Origin of the sequence: Loktanella agnita (assembly GCF_046640325.1) — a bacterium.
GTDB classification, from domain to species: domain Bacteria; phylum Pseudomonadota; class Alphaproteobacteria; order Rhodobacterales; family Rhodobacteraceae; genus Yoonia; species Yoonia agnita.
Genome location: NZ_JBJMBF010000004.1, coordinates 193700 through 218634 on the forward strand (window position 1 = coordinate 193700; position 24935 = coordinate 218634).

At 59.2% G+C, this 24935-nt stretch carries 28 protein-coding genes; 14 read left to right on the forward strand and 14 right to left on the reverse strand.

All coding sequences use genetic code 11. The annotated features are described in order from the left end of the window. The first annotated feature begins 3 nt into the window (after nucleotides 1–3). Nucleotides 4–876, forward strand: a complete 873-nt coding sequence (locus tag ACJ5NV_RS06115) for an NAD(P)-dependent oxidoreductase (RefSeq protein WP_411642746.1) — start codon at nucleotides 4–6, stop codon at nucleotides 874–876. 120 nt (nucleotides 877–996) lie between these two features. Here ACJ5NV_RS06115 and ACJ5NV_RS06120 read toward each other — a convergent pair whose 3' ends face one another. From ACJ5NV_RS06120 to ACJ5NV_RS06160, 9 genes are all read right to left on the reverse strand, one after another. Then, nucleotides 997–1383, reverse strand: a complete 387-nt coding sequence (locus ACJ5NV_RS06120; protein ID WP_411642747.1) for a chemotaxis protein CheD — start codon at nucleotides 1381–1383, stop codon at nucleotides 997–999. Nucleotides 1384–1520: 137 nt separating this feature from the next. Further along, nucleotides 1521–2513, reverse strand: a complete 993-nt coding sequence (locus tag ACJ5NV_RS06125) for a chemotaxis protein CheB (protein ID WP_411642748.1) — start codon at nucleotides 2511–2513, stop codon at nucleotides 1521–1523. 310 nt (nucleotides 2514–2823) lie between these two features. After that, complete coding sequence (locus tag ACJ5NV_RS06130; RefSeq protein WP_411642749.1) at nucleotides 2824–3207, reverse strand: hypothetical protein; 384 nt, start codon at nucleotides 3205–3207, stop codon at nucleotides 2824–2826. Next, the gene (locus tag ACJ5NV_RS06135) at nucleotides 3204–3590 is read right to left on the reverse strand and encodes a response regulator (RefSeq protein WP_411642750.1); all 387 of its coding nucleotides are present in this window, start codon (nucleotides 3588–3590) and stop codon (nucleotides 3204–3206) included. The genes ACJ5NV_RS06130 and ACJ5NV_RS06135 overlap by 4 nt, the downstream gene beginning before the upstream one ends. After that, nucleotides 3587–4498 carry a CheR family methyltransferase gene (locus tag ACJ5NV_RS06140; RefSeq protein ID WP_411642751.1) on the reverse strand — a complete coding sequence of 304 codons (912 nt, stop codon included), beginning with the start codon at nucleotides 4496–4498 and terminating at the stop codon, nucleotides 3587–3589. Before ACJ5NV_RS06140 ends, ACJ5NV_RS06135 begins: the two co-directional genes overlap by 4 nt. Next, the gene (locus ACJ5NV_RS06145; RefSeq protein ID WP_411642752.1) at nucleotides 4495–4962 is read right to left on the reverse strand and encodes a chemotaxis protein CheW; all 468 of its coding nucleotides are present in this window, start codon (nucleotides 4960–4962) and stop codon (nucleotides 4495–4497) included. Before ACJ5NV_RS06145 ends, ACJ5NV_RS06140 begins: the two co-directional genes overlap by 4 nt. Further along, nucleotides 4946–7060: a chemotaxis protein CheA gene (locus ACJ5NV_RS06150; protein ID WP_411642753.1), complete on the reverse strand. Its 2115-nt coding sequence runs from the start codon at nucleotides 7058–7060 to the stop codon at nucleotides 4946–4948. The genes ACJ5NV_RS06145 and ACJ5NV_RS06150 overlap by 17 nt, the downstream gene beginning before the upstream one ends. A 2-nt stretch (nucleotides 7061–7062) precedes the next feature. Next, nucleotides 7063–7431: a response regulator gene (locus ACJ5NV_RS06155; protein ID WP_411642754.1), complete on the reverse strand. Its 369-nt coding sequence runs from the start codon at nucleotides 7429–7431 to the stop codon at nucleotides 7063–7065. After that, nucleotides 7431–7715, reverse strand: a complete 285-nt coding sequence (locus ACJ5NV_RS06160) for an STAS domain-containing protein (protein ID WP_411642755.1) — start codon at nucleotides 7713–7715, stop codon at nucleotides 7431–7433. The genes ACJ5NV_RS06155 and ACJ5NV_RS06160 overlap by 1 nt, the downstream gene beginning before the upstream one ends. A 250-nt stretch (nucleotides 7716–7965) precedes the next feature. On the opposite strand from ACJ5NV_RS06160, the gene infA reads away from it, so the two are divergent. The 8 genes from infA (at nucleotide 7966) to ACJ5NV_RS06200 (ending at nucleotide 16308) form a co-directional block, all read left to right on the forward strand. Beyond that, the gene (gene infA / locus ACJ5NV_RS06165) at nucleotides 7966–8184 is read left to right on the forward strand and encodes a translation initiation factor IF-1 (protein WP_007205486.1); all 219 of its coding nucleotides are present in this window, start codon (nucleotides 7966–7968) and stop codon (nucleotides 8182–8184) included. 83 nt (nucleotides 8185–8267) lie between these two features. Beyond that, nucleotides 8268–8873, forward strand: coding sequence for a Maf family protein (locus tag ACJ5NV_RS06170; protein WP_411642756.1), 606 nt, complete (start codon nucleotides 8268–8270; stop codon nucleotides 8871–8873). Then, the gene (locus tag ACJ5NV_RS06175) at nucleotides 8870–9907 is read left to right on the forward strand and encodes a ribonuclease E/G (protein ID WP_411642757.1); all 1038 of its coding nucleotides are present in this window, start codon (nucleotides 8870–8872) and stop codon (nucleotides 9905–9907) included. Before ACJ5NV_RS06170 ends, ACJ5NV_RS06175 begins: the two co-directional genes overlap by 4 nt. Beyond that, on the forward strand, nucleotides 9904–10089 hold the full coding sequence (locus ACJ5NV_RS06180) for a DNA gyrase inhibitor YacG (protein ID WP_411642758.1): 186 nt from the start codon (nucleotides 9904–9906) through the stop codon (nucleotides 10087–10089). Before ACJ5NV_RS06175 ends, ACJ5NV_RS06180 begins: the two co-directional genes overlap by 4 nt. Nucleotides 10090–10189: 100 nt before the next feature. Continuing rightward, entirely contained in the window at nucleotides 10190–12265 is a 2076-nt protein-coding gene (locus ACJ5NV_RS06185) for a hydantoinase/oxoprolinase family protein (protein WP_411642759.1), read from the forward strand. Beyond that, nucleotides 12262–13944, forward strand: a complete 1683-nt coding sequence (locus ACJ5NV_RS06190; RefSeq protein WP_411642760.1) for a hydantoinase B/oxoprolinase family protein — start codon at nucleotides 12262–12264, stop codon at nucleotides 13942–13944. Before ACJ5NV_RS06185 ends, ACJ5NV_RS06190 begins: the two co-directional genes overlap by 4 nt. Continuing rightward, nucleotides 13941–15146, forward strand: coding sequence for an NAD(P)/FAD-dependent oxidoreductase (locus ACJ5NV_RS06195; protein ID WP_411642761.1), 1206 nt, complete (start codon nucleotides 13941–13943; stop codon nucleotides 15144–15146). Before ACJ5NV_RS06190 ends, ACJ5NV_RS06195 begins: the two co-directional genes overlap by 4 nt. Nucleotides 15147–15471: 325 nt before the next feature. Then, nucleotides 15472–16308 (forward strand): NAD-dependent epimerase/dehydratase family protein, encoded by an 837-nt coding sequence (locus tag ACJ5NV_RS06200; RefSeq protein WP_411642762.1) that lies wholly within the window; start codon nucleotides 15472–15474, stop codon nucleotides 16306–16308. Between the two features lie 42 nt (nucleotides 16309–16350). Here ACJ5NV_RS06200 and ACJ5NV_RS06205 read toward each other — a convergent pair whose 3' ends face one another. From ACJ5NV_RS06205 to ACJ5NV_RS06220, 4 genes are all read right to left on the reverse strand, one after another. After that, complete coding sequence (locus ACJ5NV_RS06205; protein WP_411642763.1) at nucleotides 16351–16614, reverse strand: hypothetical protein; 264 nt, start codon at nucleotides 16612–16614, stop codon at nucleotides 16351–16353. Between the two features lie 94 nt (nucleotides 16615–16708). Continuing rightward, the gene (locus tag ACJ5NV_RS06210; RefSeq protein WP_411642764.1) at nucleotides 16709–17158 is read right to left on the reverse strand and encodes a DMT family transporter; all 450 of its coding nucleotides are present in this window, start codon (nucleotides 17156–17158) and stop codon (nucleotides 16709–16711) included. Then, entirely contained in the window at nucleotides 17155–17622 is a 468-nt protein-coding gene (locus ACJ5NV_RS06215; protein ID WP_411642765.1) for a DMT family transporter, read from the reverse strand. Before ACJ5NV_RS06215 ends, ACJ5NV_RS06210 begins: the two co-directional genes overlap by 4 nt. A 12-nt stretch (nucleotides 17623–17634) precedes the next feature. Then, a complete protein-coding gene (locus ACJ5NV_RS06220) occupies nucleotides 17635–18018 on the reverse strand; it encodes a hypothetical protein (RefSeq protein ID WP_411642766.1) in 384 nt (127 codons plus the stop codon). A 411-nt stretch (nucleotides 18019–18429) separates the two neighbouring features. Between ACJ5NV_RS06220 and rpsD the strand changes: the two genes are divergently transcribed. From rpsD to ACJ5NV_RS06245, 5 genes are all read left to right on the forward strand, one after another. After that, nucleotides 18430–19050, forward strand: coding sequence for a 30S ribosomal protein S4 (rpsD, locus tag ACJ5NV_RS06225; RefSeq protein WP_411642767.1), 621 nt, complete (start codon nucleotides 18430–18432; stop codon nucleotides 19048–19050). A 170-nt stretch (nucleotides 19051–19220) separates the two neighbouring features. After that, on the forward strand, nucleotides 19221–20639 hold the full coding sequence (locus tag ACJ5NV_RS06230) for a homospermidine synthase (protein WP_411642768.1): 1419 nt from the start codon (nucleotides 19221–19223) through the stop codon (nucleotides 20637–20639). Nucleotides 20640–20826: 187 nt separating this feature from the next. Further along, the gene (gene hisC, locus ACJ5NV_RS06235) at nucleotides 20827–21915 is read left to right on the forward strand and encodes a histidinol-phosphate transaminase (RefSeq protein ID WP_411642769.1); all 1089 of its coding nucleotides are present in this window, start codon (nucleotides 20827–20829) and stop codon (nucleotides 21913–21915) included. Then, complete coding sequence (locus ACJ5NV_RS06240; protein WP_411642770.1) at nucleotides 21912–22835, forward strand: prephenate/arogenate dehydrogenase family protein; 924 nt, start codon at nucleotides 21912–21914, stop codon at nucleotides 22833–22835. Before hisC ends, ACJ5NV_RS06240 begins: the two co-directional genes overlap by 4 nt. After that, nucleotides 22832–23758, forward strand: coding sequence for an extensin-like domain-containing protein (locus ACJ5NV_RS06245; protein ID WP_411642771.1), 927 nt, complete (start codon nucleotides 22832–22834; stop codon nucleotides 23756–23758). The genes ACJ5NV_RS06240 and ACJ5NV_RS06245 overlap by 4 nt, the downstream gene beginning before the upstream one ends. Here ACJ5NV_RS06245 and ACJ5NV_RS06250 read toward each other — a convergent pair. Next, the gene (locus tag ACJ5NV_RS06250; protein ID WP_411642772.1) at nucleotides 23746–24933 is read right to left on the reverse strand and encodes an FAD-dependent oxidoreductase; all 1188 of its coding nucleotides are present in this window, start codon (nucleotides 24931–24933) and stop codon (nucleotides 23746–23748) included. The genes ACJ5NV_RS06245 and ACJ5NV_RS06250 overlap by 13 nt on opposite strands. Between the last annotated feature and the right edge of the window lie 2 nt (nucleotides 24934–24935).

Genomic DNA, 24935 nt, shown 5'->3' on the forward strand with positions numbered 1-24935 from the left:
AAAATGACAAAACTTGCGTTTCTGGGCCTTGGGGTGATGGGATACCCTATGGCCGGTCACCTTCAGGCGGCGGGCCATGACGTCACGGTGTATAACCGGACCGCGTCCAAGGCCGAGGCCTGGGTCAGCCAACATGGGGGGGCGTCTGCCCCAACCCCGCGCGAAGCGGTGCAGGGGGCCAGCATGGTCATGGCCTGTGTTGGTAATGACGATGATTTGCGCGCGGTCTGCCTTGGCGATGACGGGGCTTTTGGTGGGATGACGGCGGGCAGTATATTTGTCGATCACACCACCGTTTCGGCCGCCGTCACGCGCGAGCTGCACGAAACAGCCGCTGGCGCGGACATCGCCTTTATCGACGCCCCAGTCTCAGGCGGGCAGGCGGGTGCTGAAAACGGCGCGCTTTCTGTCATGTGCGGGGGAGCGCAAGACAGCTACGATACTGCCGAAGCGGTGATCGCCGCCTATGCGCGCATTTGTCGGCGTCTTGGCGACAGCGGTGCTGGGCAGTTGACCAAAATGTGCAATCAAATCGCGATTGCAGGGCTGGTGCAGGGGCTGTCTGAATCGCTGCATTTCGCACAAAAGGCCGGGCTGGATGGGCAGGCCGTCGTCGAAGTGATCTCGCAAGGGGCCGCTGGCAGCTGGCAGATGTCCAATCGGTTTGAGACGATGCTGGACGATAAGTTCGACCACGGCTTTGCCGTCGACTGGATGCGCAAGGACCTGGGCATCTGTCTGGATACGGCCAATGAAAATGGCGCGAGCCTGCCGGTGACGGCACTTGTCGATCAGTTCTACAAAGATGTGCAGAAACTGGGCGGCGGGCGCTGGGATACATCATCATTGCTCAAGCGGCTGCAAGCCATCGGCTAACCCACCATACAACCCCTTCTCTGTGCGGCATCCGGGCGGGCCCGCGTAATTGGGCCTGCTTTCAGATTGCTGCCGCGCGGGGCCGATACGCGTCCGATACTCCGCACTGGCCGCAAAGCCTTAGAATAGCGTGATGTCATTCGTCGGTGCCGGTGGTGGCGTTCTGACTTCCAGAACCTCTGGTGCCTGACCTGCGATCTGCAATTGCCGCGCCGCGCCGGTAGCGGGGGTGAATTGCACCCGGCGGGCCTTGTCACCGCCAAGACTCTGCGAGACGCAGGGGATGCCTTCGCGCTCAATAAACTCGCGCGCAAACTCAGCATTCGAACGGCCGATATCGCGCGAATGTTCGGTCATGCGCGCGCCACCAAATAGTTTGGCCTGCAGGTTCTGACGGTCTCCCCCGGCGCGCAGCACCCGGTTAATCAACAGTTCCATCGCGTTGACGCCGTATTTCAGATCATGGCTTTGGGTCGTGCCGGACCCTGCCAACAAAAAATGATTCATGCCTCCGACGCCCGCCTGCGGGTCGTACAGGCACACCGCGACACATGACCCCAAAACCGTTGACATAACAACGTTCGGGTCGCCCGATACAGCATAATCGCCCTGCACAACTGTAATCGTTTTCGTCGCTGCACTGCTCATACGCATGTCCTCGCTGTGGATGCGCGCAGCAGCGACTGGCCCATCTTGTTGATTGGCACTTGTTGTTCGATACCGCCCATTTCCATCGCGACACGTGGCATACCGTAGACCACGCAGCTCGCCTCATCTTGGCCAAAAGTGCGCGCACCCGCGCCCCGCAGCGCTGTGATCCCCTTCGCCCCATCCCGGCCCATCCCTGTCAGCAGCGCAGCCGTCACATGTGTGGCGTGGGGCAGGGCAGATAGAAACAACGCATCGACGGAGGGGCGATGGCCCGTCACCGGCGGCTTCGCCTGCATCGCGATACGATAGGGGCCATTCCGCGCTAGGCTAAGATGGGCCTGATCATCCGGTGCGAGATAAATATTCCCCGGCTCAACCATCGTTCCTTCAATCGCCTGCTGCACATTCGCCGCAGTCCCGCTGTGAAGCAACCGGATAAGGCTTTGGGCAAAACCGCCACCCGTGTGCTGCACGATCAGCGTCGGTGGGCAGTTGCCCGGAAAATGCCTGATCACCTGCAGCAAGGCATCTACACCGCCGGTCGATGACCCGATCAGGATCAGCCGATTCCAGTTGAATTGGCGCTTTTGTGGTACGGCATGGACCGCGCGGGCGTGAGGGCGCGCGGGACGGGCAGCCTTTTTCAAAGCGGTAGCCAATTCTTCATCTGTCGCCCCGACGCGTAGCCACACAATATGACGCGCGGCGTCCGAGGAAAGCGCAATTTGACCGCCACTATCGGCATCGTACAGCAATATGCATCCCATGCCGAGAATGCGAAAAAGTGATGCAAGTAATTCAAATTCCGGACAATCGGCCAGTTCCTTGGCCATAATAACACAATCGGGTTTATGATGCTCAGCGTAATCATAGGCCGCGGTCAGCTCAGCCACCATACGCGCGATTTCAGCACCGCCTAGTTTTGATACCTGCGCCTGCAACCGCGCCTTGCCGATGGGCGACGGGTGGGCGATCATGATACGCATGTCATGGCTCTCTTTTCTTCATCTATCTATGCCCGATCAGAACGCTTTGGCTTGCTTTGACGCATAAACATATCTACCCGCGCAAAGGTGTATCATTTACAAAGATGCCTCCGTTTTCCGTTCTGAATTTGCTTATGCATCGGGGCAGCTTATCCACGCCTTATTCTCCGCTACCCGGCCAATGTTTCTCCGGACAGTGTTCCCGCCATCAAAGTCAGGCACCGCCGGGCCTTATCGATACGTAAATCTGCTCGCACAGCGCGGGTGGTCCGACCCTTCTTCGGCCTATCGTTCACGCCGTCGCCGCAGTTCAGAACAGTGAGATACGCTCCTGAATCTGCTGCTGTTGCTCGCGCTCCGACATCTCTGTACACTCATATCCGGAGATCTTATTGCGTATCTTTTCCAGCTTCACTGGGGCAATCACGCGTGCATAGTCGACTTTTTCGGTCGTCGATGTGTCGTCACTTAACCTGTCTAACAGCAATCTGATTTCCTCGATCGACTGAATGATCAGATCAAACCGCTGCAGCGCTGTATGGCTGACTTCTACACCATGTTCTTCTAGTGCGGCATCAAGAATTGAATCTTCAAGACCTGCCACCGATTGCCCAAGTTCCTCCATGGCTTCGCCGACACTGCGTATGACAGTCTGAAGACCGTACCGTTGGCTAAAGTCTTTTTTCTTCGTCATAACCGGCCCACAACGCTTTCAATGCATTGTTTCATACTCGCAGTAGAAAACGGTTTCTTGATGATGTTGTTTACACCCAGTGCCTTGCCTTTCGTGACAAGGTCAGCGGTTGGATTGCCGGTCACCAGTATGAAACCGATGCGCGCCGTCGATCTGTTCTGTCGTAGTGCCTTGAGCAGTTCCAACCCGTCCATGCCCGGCATGTTGTAATCCGAAAGCACAAGGTGGACCGGATCGGCGATCAGTTTTTGCAGCGCGGCCCTGCCATCGTTTTCGGCCTGGTTTTTCCAGATACCCATCTCTTCGATAGCCTGAATCAGGAGCCCCCTGCTGACCCCCATGTCGTCGACGACCATAACCCGCAAAGTATCTTTCAAACTCATGGTTTCTCATTCCCTTTCGAGGACATTTCTATGCCCGGGGCATCGGTTTTTCGGTATGTCGTAATATCGACGCTTGCAAAGCGCTGTTCCGCAGGCCCGCAAAGGCGTTCGGAATGACCAATCATCAAGTGGCCTTCGGGTGTGAGCGCATCGGCAAAGCGCCCCCAAAGCCTGCTTTGTGTATTCTTATCAAAGTAAATAGCCGCATTTCTGCAGAAGATGACATCAAACGGACGGCGCATTGGCCAGTCGGCAATGAGGTTCAGTTGACCGAAAGATATCAGGTTTCCAAGCTTCTTATGCATGCAGAAATGCGCTTCATCTCCCTTTGATGTATCGATCATGATAGCGCGGTATTGGTCTGGGATCGCATTTTGTTGATCTTTTGGGTATATCCCCTGCTTGGCCTTTACGATGATCTGCGGATCGATATCGGTGGCCAATATTCGGATATCGAGCGTGCCCGCTTCGGCACAGGCATCGAGGACCATCGCTGCGATGCAGTAGGCCTCCTGACCTGCAGAGCAGGCGGATGACCAGACACGGACCGCAGCTCCGGACTTTGCACGCGCCACTAGATCCGGTAGCAATTGGTTTCGCAGAAAGTCGAAGTGGTGCTTCTCGCGAAAAAAATGCGTGACATTTGTTGTCAGCGCGGAAAGCAGATGCTCTTCCTCGCCACCACTATCTGCTTGCTGCAGAAGATCACAATAGGTCTCGAAATCGCTCAGATTTAAAGCGCGCAACCGTCGCGCAAGGCGCGAGTAGACCAGTGCCTTCTTCGATGACTGAAGATAAATTCCATACTTGGCATTGGCCAAGGCGGCAATCCGCGCGAAATCGCGGTCAGAAAACGCATATTCAGATTGATCCGCCTGCGTAGGCGGTGGCGGAGAGGCGATATTCATGCTGCAACCTGTTCGCCATTCGGCATCAGCGCGCTCAGATTTATGACTTTTGTCATGTCGTCGCCAACGGGGATGACGCCTAAAATAGCACGGGTGGTCGCATCTTCCGGACTACGGGGTGTTTCGCGGACCATATCCGCACCAACGCCGAGGATTTCGGAAACTGACTCGACAAGTAGTCCTACGATCCGATCCTCGATTGCAGTAATAATGATGACGTGACGTTCGGTCGGGGCGATTTTTTCAAAGCCCAGCTTAGCGGCCAGATCAACGATCGGAATAACGGCGCCGCGCAGGTTGATGACGCCAAGCACATGGCTTGGAGAATGCGGGAGAATGGTCACCGGGGTCCAGCGCCTGATCTCACGAATCTGAGTGATCTCGATGCAAAAGTTCTGACCGCCTGCAACAAGGGTCACAAACTCCAGCTGTTTGGTCTGGGATTTTTCAGCAGACTGCGACATGTTGTGGATCCCCTTCAATATTGGCATTCACGATGCTGTTGGGTGTGGTTGTTGATGCGATCTCGTCAGGATCAATAATCAAAGCGATCTTGCCGTCGCCCAGGATCGTTGCCCCGGATATGCCGGCGATTGCGCCGTAATTGCCTTGCATGCTTTTCACGACGACTTGCCGCTGATCAAAGATATCATCCACCGCGAGCGCGCATTGTGGAACTGTCTCTGTTTGGATCAGCAACAGGACCCTGTCTGTCATCTGCTTGGTGTGTTCCGGGTGCCCGAGCCGCTCGGCAAGGTCGATGATGGGAACATATTCGCCACGAATACGCAGCAATTCACTGTTCAGCCCGATCTTTGACAAATCTGCCGCGGCAGGTCTGACAGTTTCGAGGATGCTCGAAATCGGGACCACCATTGTCTGACCGCCGACATTGATGATCATACCATCCATAACTGCCAGCGTCAGAGGCAGAGTGATCGAAAATGTCGTTCCTTGCCCCGTGACACTGGAAATCGCGACGCGCCCGCCAAGCGCCGTGATACCTGTTTTCACGACATCCATACCAACGCCGCGTCCGGACAGATTGGTGACCTCTGATGCGGTGGAAAAACCGGGCGCGAATAGCAGGTGGTCGATCTCCTGATCCGACAGCTGCGCATCATCGGAAATCAGGCCCTTTTCGATTGCCTTTTCGCGGATACGCGGACGATTAAGTCCGGCGCCATCGTCAACAATTTCAATGACGATACTTCCTGACCGCTGAAAAGCGGATAGACATAGCTTCCCAAGTTGTGGCTTGCCAGCTTTGACGCGATCCTCGGGTTTCTCGATGCCGTGATCAATCGCATTTCGGATCATATGGGTCAGCGGGTCGGCAAGGCGTTCGACGACGGTCTTATCGACCTCGGTCCCTTCGCCCTCCGTGATCAACTCAACGTCTTTGCCAGTGGCATCAGCAGCCTCGCGTGCGATGCGCAGCATACGCTGAAAGAGCGGTTTGACCGGCTGGGCGCGGATCGCCATCACGCCTTCTTGAATTTCACGCGCGAGCAGCTTGTAGTCGTCAAGGTCAGCGAAAAGATCTGATGAATTCGGCAGAGCGGCCTCTTCTATACGCTGGGAAATCACCGATTGGTTTATGATTAACTCGCCCACAGCGTTAATCAGCCGGTCAACCCGTTCCGGATCGACGCGCAGCGTTGTCGCGGCCCGTTTTACCGGCTTTTCCGCAGTATCATCTTTTTTTTTCTCCGCCGGTGCGGGGGGCTGCGGATCGGGTGCCGCAGCGATGGGGGCGGGCGCTGCCTCTACTTCTGGTAGGTCGGCTTCAACTTCGATCTCTGGCAGATCAATCAGGGGTGCTTCTGATGGTTCACTTTCGATGCGCGTGACTTTCAGATCGCACAGGTCATCGACGAACTGGAACACATCAAGGATCGGCAGGTCGTTGTTGACGCCCGTCAGTTCGACGCGCCAGCTGACATAGCCGTGATCCCAATGAAACGACGCGTAATCTTCGGGCAATTCCGACACATCCGCAGTGACATCTATCGTGCCCAATTCCGCGAGCGCCGCGATCAGAAGCAGCGGATCATGACCGCTTGCGTAGAAATCATGCGATGGTTTGAACGTCACGAGAAAGCGATCTTCCTCTGCGTCATTGCCGAATTCGAGGGTCATCGCCTCGAAAACGAATTCCTCTTCGGGTTCGTCTTCGTCCCCAAGAAAAGACTGCAACTCGGCAAGCACAGGGTCAACCTGCTCACGGTTCGCGGGAATGTCGTCGCGCGCCGCCTCGACCAGATCAGCAAGAACGTCACCTGCGCGCTGTAGTACGCGCAACAGATTATCATCGGTTTCCAGCTTGTGGGAACGTACCTCATCCAGCACGGTTTCGAATTTATGCGCGAACCCGACCAAATCATCCAATGAAAACGCGCCAGCCGCACCTTTGATCGAGTGCACAGCACGGAAAACAGCGTTGACGGTTTCATCGTCAGCATTGCCTTCGCGCATTTCGGTCAGACCTTCGGTCAGCGCGACCAGCAAATCTTCACATTCTTCAAAAAACGTATCAAGGATGGAGCTATCAGCAGGCATGGTTACGCCCCTGTCAGACGACGAATGACAGAGACAAGCGCCTCATCATCGAAGGGTTTGACAATCCAACCGGTTGCCCCGGCATTGCGGGCACGCTCTTTCAGGGCGGCACCACTTTCCGTGGTCAGCACAAGAACAGGGACCCCACGGTTCCTGTCACCACCGCGAATATCCTCGATCACGCCGAACCCGTCCTTGTTGGGCATGTTCACATCGGTGATCACCAGATCCGCATGTTCCTGTTGGAACTTGTTGACCCCATCGACCCCATCAACGGCGGTCGATACCTCAAACCCGGCCTTTTCCAAGGCCATCGTCAGCAGGTTGCGGATGGTGCGGGAATCGTCGATCGCGAGTATTTTCACCGACATCAGGCGGCCTCCTCTTCCGATAACAGACTGTCAAAGCCGAGTGTCGCAAGGTTTTGTCTGAAGTCCGGGCTGGGATCCTTCAGGGTAAAGGGCATATCGTTGCGCGCCCAGACCCCACTGGCCATCTGGATCATCTGCGCTGTCAGACCGTTCAGTCGGGTCACCGCGCTACAGTCAAGCGACACAGATTGATCCGTCGCGGTTTCGAAAAATGCCTGAAGGTTTTCACAATCCTCAAGTGTCATCACAGGTGGTAGTGAAAAGGTCGCGCTGTCAGTTATCATGCTCTCACATTTCGTCTGTTGAACCGCATCGGCTGCCGTCGAGTTGTCGGGCTGGTTATGCGGTCGCCCAATTAATTTGACGTAAACAGGCCACCGGCTGCGGCCAAAATTTTGCAGTCCGGATCAGGATACCCGCGCGGGCATTCCTGATAATCCAGCCCAACTTGAGTTTCCCCTTGAAAAAAATGCGCCGGGGGCGCATTTAGACGCTGCCCGCGCCTCATTGCGGGAACAAAACACAGGAGATCACATGGCCAAGGAAGAACTGCTCGAATTCCCAGGTGTCGTGAAAGAACTTCTGCCGAACGCGACATTTCGGGTCGAGCTGGAAAACGGCCATGAGATTATCGCGCATACGGCAGGTAAGATGCGTAAAAACCGCATCCGGGTTCTGGCCGGCGACAAGGTACAAGTCGAAATGACACCTTACGATCTGACCAAAGGTCGGATCAACTATCGGTTTAAGTAGCGTGAAGCAACGCTTCACGCAGCGCGGGTAAGCGTTTTGCCATCGGCAAAATTCGGCCGTCGCCTGGCTGCAGCTGAGACCGCATGACCACGATTGCACCCAACCCAGCCCTGTCGCTTATTCTTGGCTCCGGTTCCGCCCGGAGACGAGAGCTGTTGGCGCAGCTGGGCATCATCCCCGCCGCAATCCGCCCGCCTGATATCGACGAAGACCCGCGCAAGGGCGAACTGCCGCGCGATTATGTCAAACGGATCGCCGCCGAAAAGGCAGCAGCGGTCCCCTGCGGCGACGGTGAAGTTGCGCTGTGCGCTGATACCACTGTCGCGCTGGGGCGGCGGATCATGGGCAAACCTGCTGACGCGGGCGAGGCGGCGGCGTTTCTTGCCGCCCTGTCGGGGCGGCGGCACAAGGTCATCACCGCCGTTGCGGTCAAACGGGGTGACCGCCACTGGCAGAAAGACGTGCAAAGCACCGTCGCGATGAAGCAATTGTCGGATATGGAAATCAACGCCTATATCGCCAGCGGCGATTGGCAGGGCAAGGCGGGGGGCTATGCGATCCAGGGGCCCGCCGGGGCATTCATCCCATGGATCAACGGGTCCTACACTGGGATTGTCGGCCTGCCGCTTTGCGAAACCGCTGGCCTGCTGACCGCAGCAGGTTTTCCGCTTTATCAGGGGGCGTCATGAAGGGGCGAACAATCATCCTCGACCATATCGGGGAGCAAGAGGCCGCCGCCTATCTGGTGGATGGCAAACTGGACGACCTGTTGATCGACCAGCCCGGCAGCGCGCGACCGGGTGCGATTTATCGGGCCATCTGTGACCGGCCAATCAAAGGGCAGGGGGGCATGATGCTGCGCCTGCCGGATGGGGAAACCGGGTTTCTGCGGCATGGCAAAGGGCTGCGACCGGGGCAGGCGCTGCTGGTGCAGGTGACAGGCTACGCCGAAGACGGCAAAGCGGTGCCAGTCACCGACCGGGTGCTGTTCAAAAGCCGTTACGCGATCATCACACCGGGCAAGCCGGGGCTGAATATCTCGCGCCAGATCATCGAGGAAGAGACACGCGACACCCTGCTGGCGCTTGCGCATGATGTGTTTGACGCGCGGCACGGGTTGATCCTGCGGTCGTCTTGCGACGGGGCGGATGAGGCCGAAATCGCGGATGATATCCTTGCTATGGCGGATCTGGCTGATGCCGTTTTGGCCGACGCGACAGGCAGCACGCCAGAAGCGCTGACCGAAGGCGACGGGCCGCATACATTGGCATGGCGGGATTGGACGGCCAGCGCCTCTGTGGTGACGGAACCGGGTGGTTTTGAAACCCACGGCGTTCTGGACCAGATCGGCGGGCTGTCCGACCCGATGGTGGCGCTGGGCGAAGGGACGATGTTTGTCGAAGCCACCCGCGCGCTGATTGCGGTGGATGTGAACACTGGCAACGACACGTCACCGGCTGCGGCGCTCAAGGCCAATCTGGCGGCGTGCCGGGCATTGCCCCGTGCGCTGCGGCTGCGCGGGCTTGGCGGGCAGATCGCCGTTGATTTCGTGTCGATTTCCAAAGCGCACCGCAAACAGGTCGAACAATCGCTGCGGGCAGCATTCCGTTCTGACCCGATTGAAACCTCGCTTGTGGGCTGGACCACCATGGGGCTGTTCGAGCTGCAACGCAAAAGAGAGCGACCGGCGCTACCCACAAAGCTGATCCGGGATTTTTCATGAGCTGCCCGATCTGTAACCGACCGGCAGAGCCAAAGTTCAAACCGTTCTGTTCCAAGCGCTGCGCTGATATTGATCTGGGTAAATGGCTGACCGGCAGCTACGCGATCCCGTCAAATGACCTCGAAGATCTTGATGAACTGGAAGAGCAGCTGCGCCATGCGGAAACCCCAAAACCGCACTAATGGGCGCGGCTGACAATTTACACCGCGCTCTTTTGCAATGATTGATGTCAGCAACTGATCTGCCTAGGCTTCGCTTGTTATCACCGGGGGAAGGCAGGGCATGCAAAACCAGATCCGCATGGGCGTCGATATTGGCGGCACATTCACCGATATCGTGCTCGAAACCGGGCAGGGGCAGTTCTCGACCAAGGTATTAACCACCTACGCGGCGCCTGAGGATGCGATCATCGACGGGATGCAGCAGGTCTGCACCAAGGGGCGAATCACGCCGTCAGAGATCGGCCAGATTATCCACGGCACGACTTTGGCCACCAATGCGCTGATCGAACGGCGCGGGGCCAAGACGGCGCTGATCACCACGCAGGGCTTTCGCGATGTGATCGAAATGCGCACCGAAAGCCGGTTCGAACAATATGACCTGAACCTGCAACTGCCGGAACCTCTGCTGCCACGCCAGCACCGGTTCACCGTGGCGGAACGGGTCGATGCGCTGGGCAATGTGCTGATCCCGCTGGACCCCGCTCAGGTCGCAGCACTGGCCGAGCAGCTCGCGCCCATGGGGTTCGACAGTATCGCGGTGGGCCTTTTGCACTCCTATCTGAACGATACACATGAGCGCATGATCCGCGATGTGCTGGCCGCGCAACTGCCCGGCGTGATGGTCTCGCTGTCGTCAGAGGTCTCGCCGCAAATGCGGGAATATGAACGGTTCAACACGACCGTCGCCAACGCCTATATCAAGCCTCTGATCAAATCTTATCTCGGGCGGCTGCGCGACCGGCTCGCGAGGCAGGGCACATCCTGTCCGATCTTCCTGATGCATTCGGGCGGCGGGATCATCAGCCTTGAAAACGCAGCGGAATTTCCGGTGCGGCTGGTGGAATCCGGCCCTGCGGGCGGGGCGGTCTTCGCCGCCGATATCGCCGCACGGCACGGTCTGGACAAGGTGCTGTCCTTTGACATGGGCGGCACCACCGCCAAGATCTGCCTGATCAAACATCAGACTCCCAAAACCGCGCGGGTCTTTGAGGTAGCGCGCACCTATCGGTTCAAAAAAGGCTCTGGCATGCCGATTTCGATCCCTGTGATCGATATGGTGGAAATCGGGGCAGGGGGCGGCAGCCTTGCGCATGTAGACGCGATGCGACAAATCCGCGTCGGCCCGGAAAGCGCCGGGTCCGAGCCGGGACCAGCCTGCTATGGGCGCGGCGGCGACCGGCCTGCGGTGACAGATGCGGACCTGCTGCTGGGCAAGCTGGACCCCGACAATTTCGCAGGCGGATCAATTCCACTGCACCAGGATGCGTCTGAAACCGCACTCACCGCGCTTGGCGCGCCGTTGGACATGGACGCACACACCGCCGCCCACGGGCTGGCCGAGGTCGTGGATGAAAACATGGCCAATGCCGCGCGCGTGCATGCCGTCGAAAACGGCGAGGATCTGGCAGACTACACCATGATCGCCTTCGGCGGCGCGGCCCCGCTGCACGCCGGGCGGCTTTGTGAAAAGCTGGGGATCAAACGGCTGCTGGTGCCCACCGGGGCCGGTGTTGGCTCTGCCATCGGCTTCCTGCGGGCACCGTTCAGTTTTGAGGCAACGCGCAGCGTCTATATGAAACTCTCTGACTTCGCCCCCGATCAGGTCAAAACCCTGCTTGGCGATCTGGCGGCAGAGGCGACAGGCTTCGTGCGCAATTGCGCCCCCAGCGCGCCAATCCACGCGGAATACAAAATCTATATGCGCTATACCGGGCAAGGCTGGGAAATCCCCATCAGCCTCAATGCAGAGCAAGCCGCCACCCCTGATGCGGCCATATTCCAATCGCTGTTTGAGGCTGATTACACCACCCTCTTCGGGCGGCCCGTCGCGGGCATGGATATCGAAATCACCGTCTGGGCCGTGAACGCCACGACCGACGCCGCAACGCCCACGCCGCTCGTGGACACGCCGCCGGAAACCGATGCGACACGCGACAGCCAGCGCAGCCTCTTCGATCCCGCCCTTGGCACAGCGATGCAAGCCAACGTGGTCCTGCGCAACACGCTCACCGCCGGGCAAACCATCCCTGGTCCCGCCCTGATCACCGAAGACGAAACCACAATCGTCATCCCCACCAGCCGCCGTGCTATGGCACGCCCCGACGGCACCATCGACATCACAGAGGTCACGCCATGAGCACCGTCGCCAATCAGGTCATGTGGAACCGGCTGATCTCGGTCGTCGAAGAACAGGCACAAGCGCTGGTGCGCACCGCTTTTTCCACATCCGTGCGCGAAGCGGGCGATCTGTCGGCGGGGGTCTATAACGCCGAAGGTCTGATGCTCGCCCAAGCGGTCACCGGCACACCCGGTCACGTGAACGCCATGGCCGACGCCGTGCCGCATTTCATCCGGCGGATCGGGCGTGATAATATCCGGGTGGGCGATGTCTACATCACCAATGACCCATGGGAAGGGACCGGCCACCTGCATGATATCACGGTGGTCAGCCCGTCCTTTCATAACGGCAGCCACGTGGGTTTCTTTGCTTGCACCGCCCATGTGGTCGATATCGGCGGGCGCGGCTTTGGGGCCGATGCGGCCAGCGTCTATGAAGAGGGGCTGTATATCCCGATCATGAAATTCGCCGATCAGGGACAGGTCGATCACACACTGATCCAGATCATCCGGGGCAATGTGCGTGAACCGGATCAGGTTATCGGCGACATCTATGCGCTGGCCACCTGTAACGACATCGGGCAGCGGCGACTGGCCGAAATGATGGCTGAATTCGACCTGACGGACCTGTCCGGCATCGGCGATTACATCCTTCACAATTCGCGCCGGGCCACGCTGGAACGGATCGCCGCCCTGCCACGGCAAAGCGCCAGCGGCGGCATGACCATCGACGGGTTCGATCAACCAATCGACCTGAAGGTCCAGCTGACCATCGAAACCGATCGCATCCTCTGCGACTTCGCAGGCACCTCCGGCGTCGACAAAAAGGGGATCAACGTGCCTCTTGTCTATACCAAAGCCTACGCCTGCTACGCGCTCAAATGCGCCATCGCGCCGGAAATTCCGAACAACGCGGCATCCCTCGCCCCGTTTGAAATCAGCGCGCCCGCAGGCAGCATCGTCAACGCCACACACCCCGCGCCCGTCGCGCTGCGGCACATCATCGGGCATATGATCCCCGACACAGTCTATGACGCGCTCGATCAAATCCTGCCCGCCACCGTCCCCGCCGAAGGGGCCGGATGCCTGTGCAACTTCCAGGTCTCACTGCGGCCTGTGACGGGTCAGGGACAACGGGCAGAGGTGCTGGCCTTCAATTCCGGCGGGGCCGGGGCGCGGCCCAGTGTCGATGGATTGAACGCCACCGCCTTCCCGTCGGGTGTGATGACCATGCCGGTCGAAGCGACAGAACACACCGGCCCGGTGATCATCTGGCGCAAAGAGCTACGGCCCGACAGCGGCGGCGCCGGGCAATTCCGCGGCGGTCTGGGACAATATATGGAGGTCGGCGCACGGCAAGGCTACGAATTCGACTTCTCCGCCATGTTCGACCGGGTCGATCACCCGGCACGTGGGCGGCAAGGAGGGGCAGACGGCGCGCCCACCACCATTGCGCAGGACGACCAGACGCCGATGCGCGGCAAAGGCAAGCAATATGTGGGCGAGGGGCGGCGCGTGGCACTGGGCCTGCCCGGCGGGGCGGGCTACGGGGCCGCGTCCGACCGTGATCCGGCGCTTGTCCGACGGGATTTGATCCGGGGCTATATCTCACCCGACGCTGCAATCCGCGATTACGGGCTCAGCGAAACACAGGTCGCCAAGATCCTCGCCGCTGTGGCAAAGGGCGCGCCCACATGACCCAAGCCCCCGCTAAATCCAACTATGACGTGGTGATCGTCGGCGGGGCAATGCTGGGGGCCTCCGTCGCTTGGTTCCTGATGGATAACCCCGGTTTCGACGGCAGCGTGCTGGTCGTCGAACGAGACCCGTCATATGAATGGGCCGCCACTTCGCACACAAATTCCTGCATGCGGCAGCAGTTCAGCGCAGCAATCAACGTCCAGATTTCGCAGTTCGGTGCAGATTACGTCAAAAACTTCCGCGACTACATGGGGGGCGATCCACGCATCCCGCCACTCCGGTTCCACAGCTTTGGCTATATGTATCTGGCGAATAACACAGATTTCGCCGCCACATTGCGCCGCAACCAGCAGGTTCAGGCGCAATGCGGCGCAGGTACACAGCATATGGCAACCGCTGAAATCGCCGCCGCTTACCCGTTCTACAACCTCGATGACATCATCGCGGGCAACCATAATCTGGTCGACGAAGGCTATTTCGACGGCAACACGCTCTTTGACTGGTGGAAACGGATGGCGCGGGAACGGGGTGTGGAATTCATCCATAACACGGTCATCGCGATGCACCGCAACGCCGCAGGCACGCAGGTGGACAGCGTGATCCTGCAATCGGGTGAAGTGGTGGGCTGTGGCACCGTGGTCAACGCCTCTGGGCCCCGCGCTGCACTGACCGCCCGCATGGCCAGGATCACCCTGCCGGTCGAACCGCGCAAACGCTATACCTTTATCTTTGAAGCAGAAACACCGCTCGACCAAGACCTGCCGCTGACCATCGACCCCTCCGGCGTGCATATGCGCAGCGACGGGACATATTACATGGCCGGTTGCCCGCCGGATGATGATCGCGCGGTCGATTACGATGATTTCATCGCCGACCACAGCCTGTGGGAAAGCAAAGTCTGGCCCGCCATCGCCCACCGCATCCCACAATTCGCAGCACTCCGGCTGCACAATTCCTGGGTCGGGCATTATGACTATAATACGCTGGATCAAAACGCGATCCTCGGCCCGCACCCAGAGGTCGGGAATTTCATTTTCACCAACGGCTTCTCGGGGCACGGTTTGCAGCAATCACCTGCGGTCGGGCGGGGGATGGCGGAATGGATCGCCTCTGGGGCTTATCAGAGCCTTGACCTGACGCCATTCCACTATGACCGGATCAACCGGGCAGAGCCATTCACAGAGCGCGCGGTGATCTAAGCGGTCCTTGACCAAAGCGCGCGATGGTCTTCGTTAACGAAACGCTTTCGCCGCGCCCGATGCGGTCCGACGAAAGTCCGATGCAAATCCGACGGCAGTCCTACAGCCTGAAAATCGGTATTTTCTGTATCAAATGAACGTCTTACAGAGAAGGCCAGACAAAATATGAAACACCCCGCCGCACGGTGCCACAACGATGCGTTTACATTTGCAATCGGTCAGCCCAATCACAGATGCAAATGGGGTTGATCGCACCGGCGATGCATGATGCGGTCAGCGCATAATGCGGACCCGGCGGGGTGCAAAAGACGGCAAAGGATACGACATGAAAAAACTGGTGCTGACAGGGGCCGCGGGCCGCCTTGGATCTTACCTGCGCGAACCGCTCAGCAAGATGTGCGACGCACTCGTCTCCACCGACCGGGTGGCAGATATCGGCAAAACCTATCCGGGCGAACGCTTTGTGCAGGCCGATCTGACCGATCTGGGCGCGATGGAAGACATCCTCGACGGGGCTGATATGGTCGTGCATTTCGGCGCCATCGGGGACGAGGCACCGTGGGGCGACATCCTGCAATCCAACATCATCGGCGCCTATAATGTATGGGAAGCCGCGCATCGCAAAGGTGTGCGCCGGGTGGTCTATGCCAGCTCCGTGCATGCGGTCGGGATGCACAGCAAAACTGATGTGATCACCCTTGATGCGCCGCATAAGCCCGACACCTATTACGGGCTGGCCAAATGTTTCTGCGAAGACCTCGCCAGTCTTTATTGGGACAAGCGCGGGGTCGAATCCGTCTGCATGCGCATCTTTTCCTGCGCGCAGGTCAACAATGCGCGGGCGCTGGGCACATGGCTGTCCTATGACGACCTGATCCAACTGGTGCAGCGATCCATCGACACGCCCGTGGTGGGCTTCACCAAGGTCTGGGGGATTTCGAACAATGATCGGGTGGTCGTGGACAATTCCAAAGCCGCCCATCTGGGCTACCGTCCCAAGGATAATGCCGAAATCTTCGCCCCCGAAATTCTGGCCGACACGCCACCGCTGGATAACAAGGATCCGGCGAATATGTGCATCGGCGGGCCATTCGCGACCGTCGAACTGGGCAATTCCGGCGTCGCCGCTCTGAACGTAGTGGATGACCGCAAACAAACCTGATCGGTCGCGCGCCCCGAAAATAACGGGGCGCGCAATTGTGTCTTAGCTGTTCATATCGGCCAGGATGTCGTCCAGCGATGTGCAGACGGCTTCAACATCGTCGGCCTCTGCTGCCGCTGTCATTGCGGCCTGCAGTTCGTTTGAAACTTCCATCATCTTCTCGGGATCGGATGCAGCCAGAGATTGCATGCCTGTCGAGATCTCTGTTGTCTTCGCCTGAATGTCGGACTCTGTGCATTCTGCAGAAGCAGTGGTTGCGAATACGCCAATCGCGATAATTACAGAGAGCTTCAATGTGTTGTTCATTTTAGGTTTTTCCTATTTGTGTTTCGAACAACCACTCTATCTCTCAAATCGTGAACAACGTCCATGAACAATTTTCAAGATCGGCAGATTCTTGCTATTCTTCAATCTCAGGGCGTGTTTTCGGCGGGTGGGATCGGGCAACCCACATGCCCAGAATGATCATAGCAACTCCCGTCACCCGCGCCCACACGGCACCGGGGGCCTGCATTCCGATATCCAGCAGAACGCCGGAAATCATCTGACCAGAGATGATCAGCATCCCGGTCTGCGTCGCCCCGATCCGGGGGATCAACCAGCTGCCCGCCGCAATGAAAACCACGCCAATCGGGCCACCCAGATACGCCCACCACGGGCTTTGCTGCGGCTCACCCGCGAACAACCCGCCAACCGCCAGCGCGATCAGCGTGATGAAAACAAAGCCGACGATATGGTTCCAGAAAGACGATTCCATCGCCGATGTGGACAAGGCCAACCGCCCATTGATCTGGCGTGACAGCGACACCAGCGCACCGGCCAGAACCGCAAGGGCGGCAAATAAAATCATGGGCCGCGCCCGAAAAAGATCAGGATCAAACTGCCTGCGGTAATCAGCGCCAAAGCCAGCAAATCACGCGCGCCCGGCATCCGCTTTGGCAGCCCAAACAGACCGCGCATATCCGCAAACAGGCTGAACAGCATTTGCCCCGCCAGCCCCAGCGCAATGGTGCCTGACAAGGCTAGCGCGGTGTTCACGGTGAAAGACGTTAGCATCACAGTGATCCCGCCCGAGATGCCGCCAAGATACGCCCAAAGCGGTGCGCGGTCAGGGCTGGCCCGTCGCGGGCGCAGCAGCGCCAGCAGGATCAGCGCCGCAACGCTGCCGGTCAGATGCGGCACCCATGATGCAAAGAAAAGCGACCCGCTGATCGCCAGAGTCCCATTGAACAGGACCATCAACGTCAGCAATCCACCGGCACCAAAGGCGGCGGCAAAGTGAAACAAATGCGGGGCAGGGGCCGGTTGGGACATGCCCCTGATGTGTCACGTTTTTCGGGTCGGGCGCAATTGCTGTTGGACACGGACCGCGCCAAAATAAGTTTCGCGGCGCTGCGGACGGGAAGACCGGATTTTCCGCAACGTCCCGATCAGTGCACGATCAGCCCCACGCAGGCGCCACGTCGCGGCGGGGATCATCCAAACCGGCAGCTCTTGCACCGCATAGGCATAAAACGCGATACGTTTCTCGTCCGGGGATAGCGCATCAAATGGCAGGGTGCTGCGGGATTTGCGCATCAGGTCGATGCTCAGCAGGGTCAACTGATCGGGGCCGCCGTCATCGGACGCGGCGTTAACGGCTGCTTGAAAAGCAGCGGGTAGCTGTTGTTCCAGATCACGCAGCCGCCGCTGCACGCTCAGATGAAACACCAACCACACCGCTGCCAAACTCAATAACAATATACTAACTAAAATGGGCACGTCTGATCCTTTGCAGCGCCCCAATTAACCATCTAAATTTCAGTTGTGGTTATAATGGGGCCAAATGCGTGCTTTCTGAGGGGGAAGCGCGCGGTTTTGGTCATAATGGTTAACAGTTTCTTAAGGAAAGGTTAATATATGGTTAACCTGAGGTCCATTCCCGAACATTGATTGACACCGCCTGATTCCTCTCTATAAGCCGCGCATTCATTGGTGTTGGTGGACCTTGCGAAAGGAACCCTGTCAACGTGGCAAAATCCACGGAGAGGACAACGCCCTTCAAAACCGCCGCGTGGCTTTTTCAAACCTGAATGGGTTTGAAATCAGGCTGCAAAGCACGAGACAAGAAGGATATCAGCCGTGACCAAACGCACCGCTGCCAAGTACAAAATTGACCGCCGGATGGGCGAAAACATCTGGGGTCGTCCAAAATCCCCCGTCAACCGCCGCGAATACGGCCCCGGTCAGCACGGTCAGCGCCGCAAGGGCAAACTGTCTGACTTCGGTATCCAACTGCGCGCCAAGCAGAAGCTGAAAGGCTACTATGGCGACCTGACCGAAAAGCAGTTCCGCCGCATCTATGCAGAGGCAGAGCGGGTTAAAGGCGACACAGGTGAAAACCTTATCGGCCTGCTGGAACGCCGGTTGGACGCTGTTGTTTATCGCGCAAAATTCGTACCCACCGTCTTTGCGGCACGCCAGTTCGTGAACCACGGCCACGTGACTGTGAACGGCAAAAAAGTGAACATCCCCTCCTACCGTGTGAAAGAGGGCGACGTGATCGCTGTCCGCGACAAGTCCAAACAGATGGAACTTGTGCTGGTTGCCGCACAACTGCCAGAGCGTGACGTGCCTGACTACATGGATGTCGATCACTCCAAAATGTCCGCCACATTCGTGCGCACACCAACTTTGGGCGACGTGCCATACCCGGTCACGATGGAACCAAACCTCGTGGTCGAATTCTACGCCAAGAACTAATCCGTTTTACATCGCATTGCCCGGCAATGCTGCAAAGGCCGCCCCACCCGGGCGGCCTTTTTCGTGTTTGAACAGGATGTTTCGGCCCGGCTGATCTATTCCGCTTGCATTTTCTTTCGCGCGCTGCTGCCTTGTCAGCAACGCCACTTTTACAAATGAAGGACCCTGTCATGACGACTTATCCGAACTACGGCCGCATCGAAGGACATGTCGTGATGATTGGCTTCGGCTCCATCGGAAAGGGGACCCTCCCGCTGATCCAGCGCCATTTCGACTATGATGCGGATAAGTTCAGCGTCATTGACCCAAACCCCGACAGCGCCGCGTTTCTGGCAGAGCAGGGAATCACCCATCACCAGATCGCCATCACACGCGAAAACTATCGCGATGAGCTGGGCAAGCTGTTTCCCGAAGGTAAAGGTTTTTGCGTCAACCTGTCGGTCGATACATCCTCGCTGGACCTGATTAAGTTCTGCCGCGAGATGGGGGTGCTTTATATTGATACGGTGGTTGAGCCCTGGGCGGGCTTTTATTTCGAGACCGAGAATAATTCCGAACGCACAAACTATGCACTGCGCCAGAAGGTCCGCGATGAGAAAGCCGCCAATCCTGGCGGCACGACGGCGGTCAGCTGCTGCGGCGCAAACCCCGGCATGGTCAGCTGGTTCGTCAAGGAAGGCTTGATGATGTTGACCCGTGATCTGGGGCGCACCGATCCAGTCCCCACCGCCCGCGAAGACTGGGCAAAGCTGATGCAGTCGTTGGGCGTGAAAGGCGTACATATCGCCGAACGTGACACGCAGGCCCGCGCCAAACCGCGCCCCCGCGATGTTTTCGTGAACACATGGTCGGTCGAAGGTTTCATCGCCGAAGGGTTCCAACCGGCAGAGCTTGGCTGGGGCACCCATGAGAAATGGACCCCCGAAAATGCGCATAGCTATGACACCGGCTGTCAGGCTGCGATCTGGATGGAACGCCCCGGTGCAATCACCCGCGTGCATACCTGGTGCCCGACCCCCGGCCCGCAATTCGGCTTTCTTGTGACCCATAATGAAGCGATCAGCATTTCGGATTATTTCACCGTTGGCGACGCGGCAAAGCCTGACTTTCGGCCCACCTGCCACTACGCCTATCACCCGTCTGATGATGCGGTGCTGTCGCTGCATGAAATGTTCGGCGCAGGCAAGCAGCAGCAGGTGCATGAAATTCTGGACGTGGACGAAATTGTCACCGGGATTGATGAACTTGGCGTGCTAATTTACGGCCATGAAAAGAACGCGCTTTGGTTCGGTTCCCGCCTGTCGAACGAAGAGACCAAGGCGCTGGCCCCCTATCAAAACGCCACCGGGCTTCAGGTGACCTCTGCCGTGCTGGCCGGGATGGTCTGGGCGCTGGAAAACCCGCTGTCCGGGATCGTCGAGACGGATGAGATGGACCATACCCGCTGTCTTGAAGTGCAGACACCCTATCTGGGTCCGGTTGAGGCGCATTATACAGACTGGACACCGCTACAAGACCGGTGGGAGCATTTCCCAGAAGACATCGACGAAACCGACCCCTGGCAATTCCGCAACGTGCTGGCGACGTGAAGCACGCACCGCAAGGTCGGCACTGACACGCATAACCTGCAAAGACAGAATGATGCTGGGTTGATTTGGCATCATAGCGTTGGGACGACACATGCGTAGCTCTGCGCTACGCCCTGCATCGCGGTTGCGGCTGGTCACCGCCGGGGCAGGGCGCTAGAAGAGGCCAAACAAGTTAGGGTTAGGACACATGGCTGACGGCATCCAACCGCAACCGGGGATCATGGAAATCGCGCTGTATCAAGGCGGCGCGTCGCATTTGGATGGGGTGAGCAATGTGCTCAAACTGTCGTCCAACGAAAACCCGCTGGGGCCAAGCGATGCCGCGAAAGAGGCCGTGCGCCGTGCCACCCATGATCTGCACCGCTATCCGGCTACCGATCATGCGCGCCTGCGTGCCGCTATTGCCGAAGTCTGGGGCGTTGATGCGGACCGCGTGTTCTGCGGTGTCGGCTCTGGCGAGGTGCTGAAGCTCTTGTCCGACGCTTATGCCGGTCCGGGGAATGAGGTCGTGTTCACCGAACATGGGTTTGCCATGTACCCGATTTATGCCCATGCCTGCGGCGCGACCCCTGTCGTGGTGCCCGAACGCGAGCGCGTTGTTGATGTGGACGCGATCCTTGCGGCCTGTACCGACAACACACGGCTGGTCTTTATCGCCAACCCGGCCAACCCCACCGGCACGATGATCGGCGCGGGAGAGGTGGCACGGCTGGCAGATGGCCTTCCGCCGCAAGCTTTGCTGGTGCTTGATGGGGCTTATGCTGAATTTGTCGATGGGTTCGACGCGGGCAAATCGCTGGTGGAATCGCGCGAGAATGTCATGATGACCCGCACCTTTTCCAAGATCTATGGGCTGGGCGGGATGCGCGTCGGTTGGGGCTACGGGCCGCAGCCTGTCATCGACGTGTTGAACCGTATCCGTGGTCCGTTCAACCTGTCCGCCCCCGCGCTGGCCGCGGCAGAGGCGGCAGTCCGTGATACTGAACATACCGAAAAATGCCGGATTGATAATGCAAGATGGCGCGAATGGATGGCCACAGCGCTGGCTGAACTGGGCGTGCCGTCGGATACATCCACCGCGAATTTCATCCTCGCCCGGTTCGCCGACGCAGAGGAAGCGAATGCCTGTGATGATCACCTGCGCAAGGCGGGTATCATCGTGCGCCGGGTGGCGGGCTACGGCTTGCCCCATTGCCTGCGCATCACCGTCGGCGATGAAAGCGCCTGCCGCCGGGTCGTGCATGCGGTGGCGCAATTCAAGGGCGCTGCTGGATGAGCGTGATTTATAAACGTGTGTCCCTGATCGGCTTGGGGCTGATCGCGGGGTCAATGGCGCTTGCCATGCGTCGGGCCGGGCTTGCGGGTGAAATCACCGGCTATGCGCGCTCTGCTGAAACGCGCGATACCGCGCGCGAGATCGGTTTATGTGACCGGATTTGTGACAGCGCGGCAGAGGCGGCAAAAGATGCTGATCTGGTGGTGCTTTGCGTGCCCGTCGGCGCGATGGAGGCCGTCGCGCGCGACATTGCTCCGGTGCTGAAACCCGGTGCCACTGTTAGCGATGTCGGTTCGGTCAAACGCACCGTGATCGAGGCTGTGTCGCCACATATTCCCGATGGCGTTCACTTTATCCCGGCGCACCCGCTGGCAGGGACCGAACATTCCGGCCCGCGATCCGGCTTTGCGGAACTCTTTGATAACCGGTTTTGCATCCTTGTACCGCAGCCTGACAGCGACCGGGCGGCGGTGGACAGTCTTGCGGCGCTCTGGCGCGGGATGGGCGCCAATGTGGATGAGATGGACGCAGATCACCACGATTTGGTGCTGGCCGTCACCAGCCATACCCCCCACCTGATTGCCTATACAATGGTCGGCGTGGCCGATGATCTGCGCCGGGTGACCGATAGCGAAGTGATCAAATATTCCGCCGCCGGTTTCCGGGATTTCACCCGTATCGCGGCCTCTGACCCGACCATGTGGCGGGATGTCTTCCTGAACAACAAAGATGCCACGCTGGAAATTCTCGGGCGGTTCACCGAAGAGCTTTTTGCGCTGCAACGGGCGATCCGGCAGGGGGACGGCGATCATCTTTTTGATTATTTCACCCATACGCGTGCAATCCGGCGCGGGATTATTGATGCGGGGCAGGATACCGACGCGCCGGACTTTGGCCGGGCCAAGGCGCAAAAGGGATGATGCTGCGGGCAGGTCTGCTGGCCTGTCTGGTTACTGCGCCACTGGCGGCGCAGGATATACGCCCGGTCGCGCGCAGCGCAGCGCCCCAACATGCGGTCACATGGTCAGAGGACGGGTTGAAAGCCATCGGGGTGGCGCCCCTTGCGTTTCCACAGCAAACCCCAGCCGCGCTGCGCCCAGATCACTGGGATATCGTCGCGCCGGCCAGTTATGCTCTGCGCCCCGAACCGCGCCCTTATGAGCGCCCGTATCTGGCCCATGGCGCACAGACGCGGGCGCTGTACCGGGCTGAGCAGAACCTTTTTGCCTACAGCCCTTATGCGATCCTTCGCTCGTTGCGGCCACAGTTGCGCCCGGCCTCTGTCGCAGCGGCGGCGCAGGCACGGCGCATCGCGCGCAGGCGCGGTCAGGTCTGTGGCGATCCCGCCATTCAGGGTGAGGCGCTGGGGCCTGTCGCGGGCGCTGGCGCTTGCGGGATTGATCAGGCGGTCAGGGTGCGATCCGTCTCAGGCGTGACACTGACCCCACGGGCCACGATGGATTGCCAGACCGCGACGGCGTTGAAATCATGGGTGCAGCGCGGTGTGCGACCTGCGATTGACGGTCAAGGTGGTGGTGCGGCCTCGCTGCGGGTGGTGTCGCATTATGCGTGTAGAAACCGCAACAATCAGTCCGGGGCGCGCTTGTCGGAACATGCCTATGGGCGGGCCATTGATATCGCCGGGATCAAGCTGCAGGATGGGCGCGAAATCACCGTGCTAAGCGACTGGGGCTCTGCCGCGCATGGGGCGCAGCTGCGCCGGATATGGCGCGCGGCCTGCGGGATTTTCGGGACGGTGCTGGGGCCAGAGGCGAACCGCTTTCACCGCGATCATTTCCACTTTGACACGGCGCGCTATCGCAGCGGGTCTTATTGTCGCTGATCCCGCAGACGGCCCGTGGGCGGCAGCATGGTGCCGCAAACCAGCGCTGTTAGGATGTGCGGCACCGGCGGGATCATCGACAGCGGGAATAGGATGTTGTCACGAAACGCCGGCAGCCAGCGGCTGTCAGATTGGTATTGCGGCGTGAAGGCGGCGCTCATCATTTGATAAACCCGCACATGCCAGCGGCGGGCGCGGGCATAAAGCGCCAGCGCTGCATCACCATCAGCATGGCGCAGCGCGCGGGCCAGGGCGAGCGCATCAAGCAGCGCCATATTTGCCCCTTGTCCCAACTGTGGGCTGGCGCGGTGGGCCGCATCGCCAATATGGGCCAGACCGGGGGACCAAGGTTTGCGCAGCGTCCCGTGGCTATAGCGCGCCATGGTCATTTGATCAGGATCGCTGATCTGTTGGGCAAATGGCGCGAATGCGGGCCAAAGCGTGCAGGCCTCATCCGTCCAAGCCGCCAGCCCGGCCGTGCGCCAATCCTCATGGGCTGACACGGGCAGCGACCAGAAAATCGCAGCTTTCCGACCGCTTTGTCCGGGCAATTGCCCGATGGGCAGCACTCCTGCCATGCGCGCGGCTTTGCGGTAGCGCTGCCGCAGCTCACCCCAAGGGAGCTCGGTTTCGGGCCAATCCACCGTGCCCCAGACCGCACCATAGGGCAGGGGCCGGGCCCGCATCGGGCTGAGCGGTGACGTTGCCCCGGCGCTGTCGATGATCAGATCAAACGGGCCGTCGTGACTACCATCGGCGAAATACAGGTTGCGCCCATCCGCGCGACACACTTCTTTGCCCGCGTAGATCGTGGCGCCGGCAGATTGCGCCGCGTCCAGCAATGATTGAAACAGCGCGGCCCGGTGAATGGCCAGCCCATAGCGGCCCCCGGCGCGGCGATCATACCAGACATCCAGCACCCGGCGGCCAGAACGTTCTTCGTGCCCCAGCATCCGGGAAATTGGATTGCCCATGGCGCGCGCGGCGTCTAGCGCCCCGACCTCGGCCAAGACCGCCTGACCCACGGGCTGTATCACCAGCCCGCTGCCCACCGGGCGCGGCGCGTCGAACTGATCAAAGACGGTGACCTGATGCCCGTCAGCCGCCAGTAGCGACGCTGCCGCCAGCCCACCGATCCCGGCCCCGGCGATCCCGATATGCATGGGTTTACTCATGT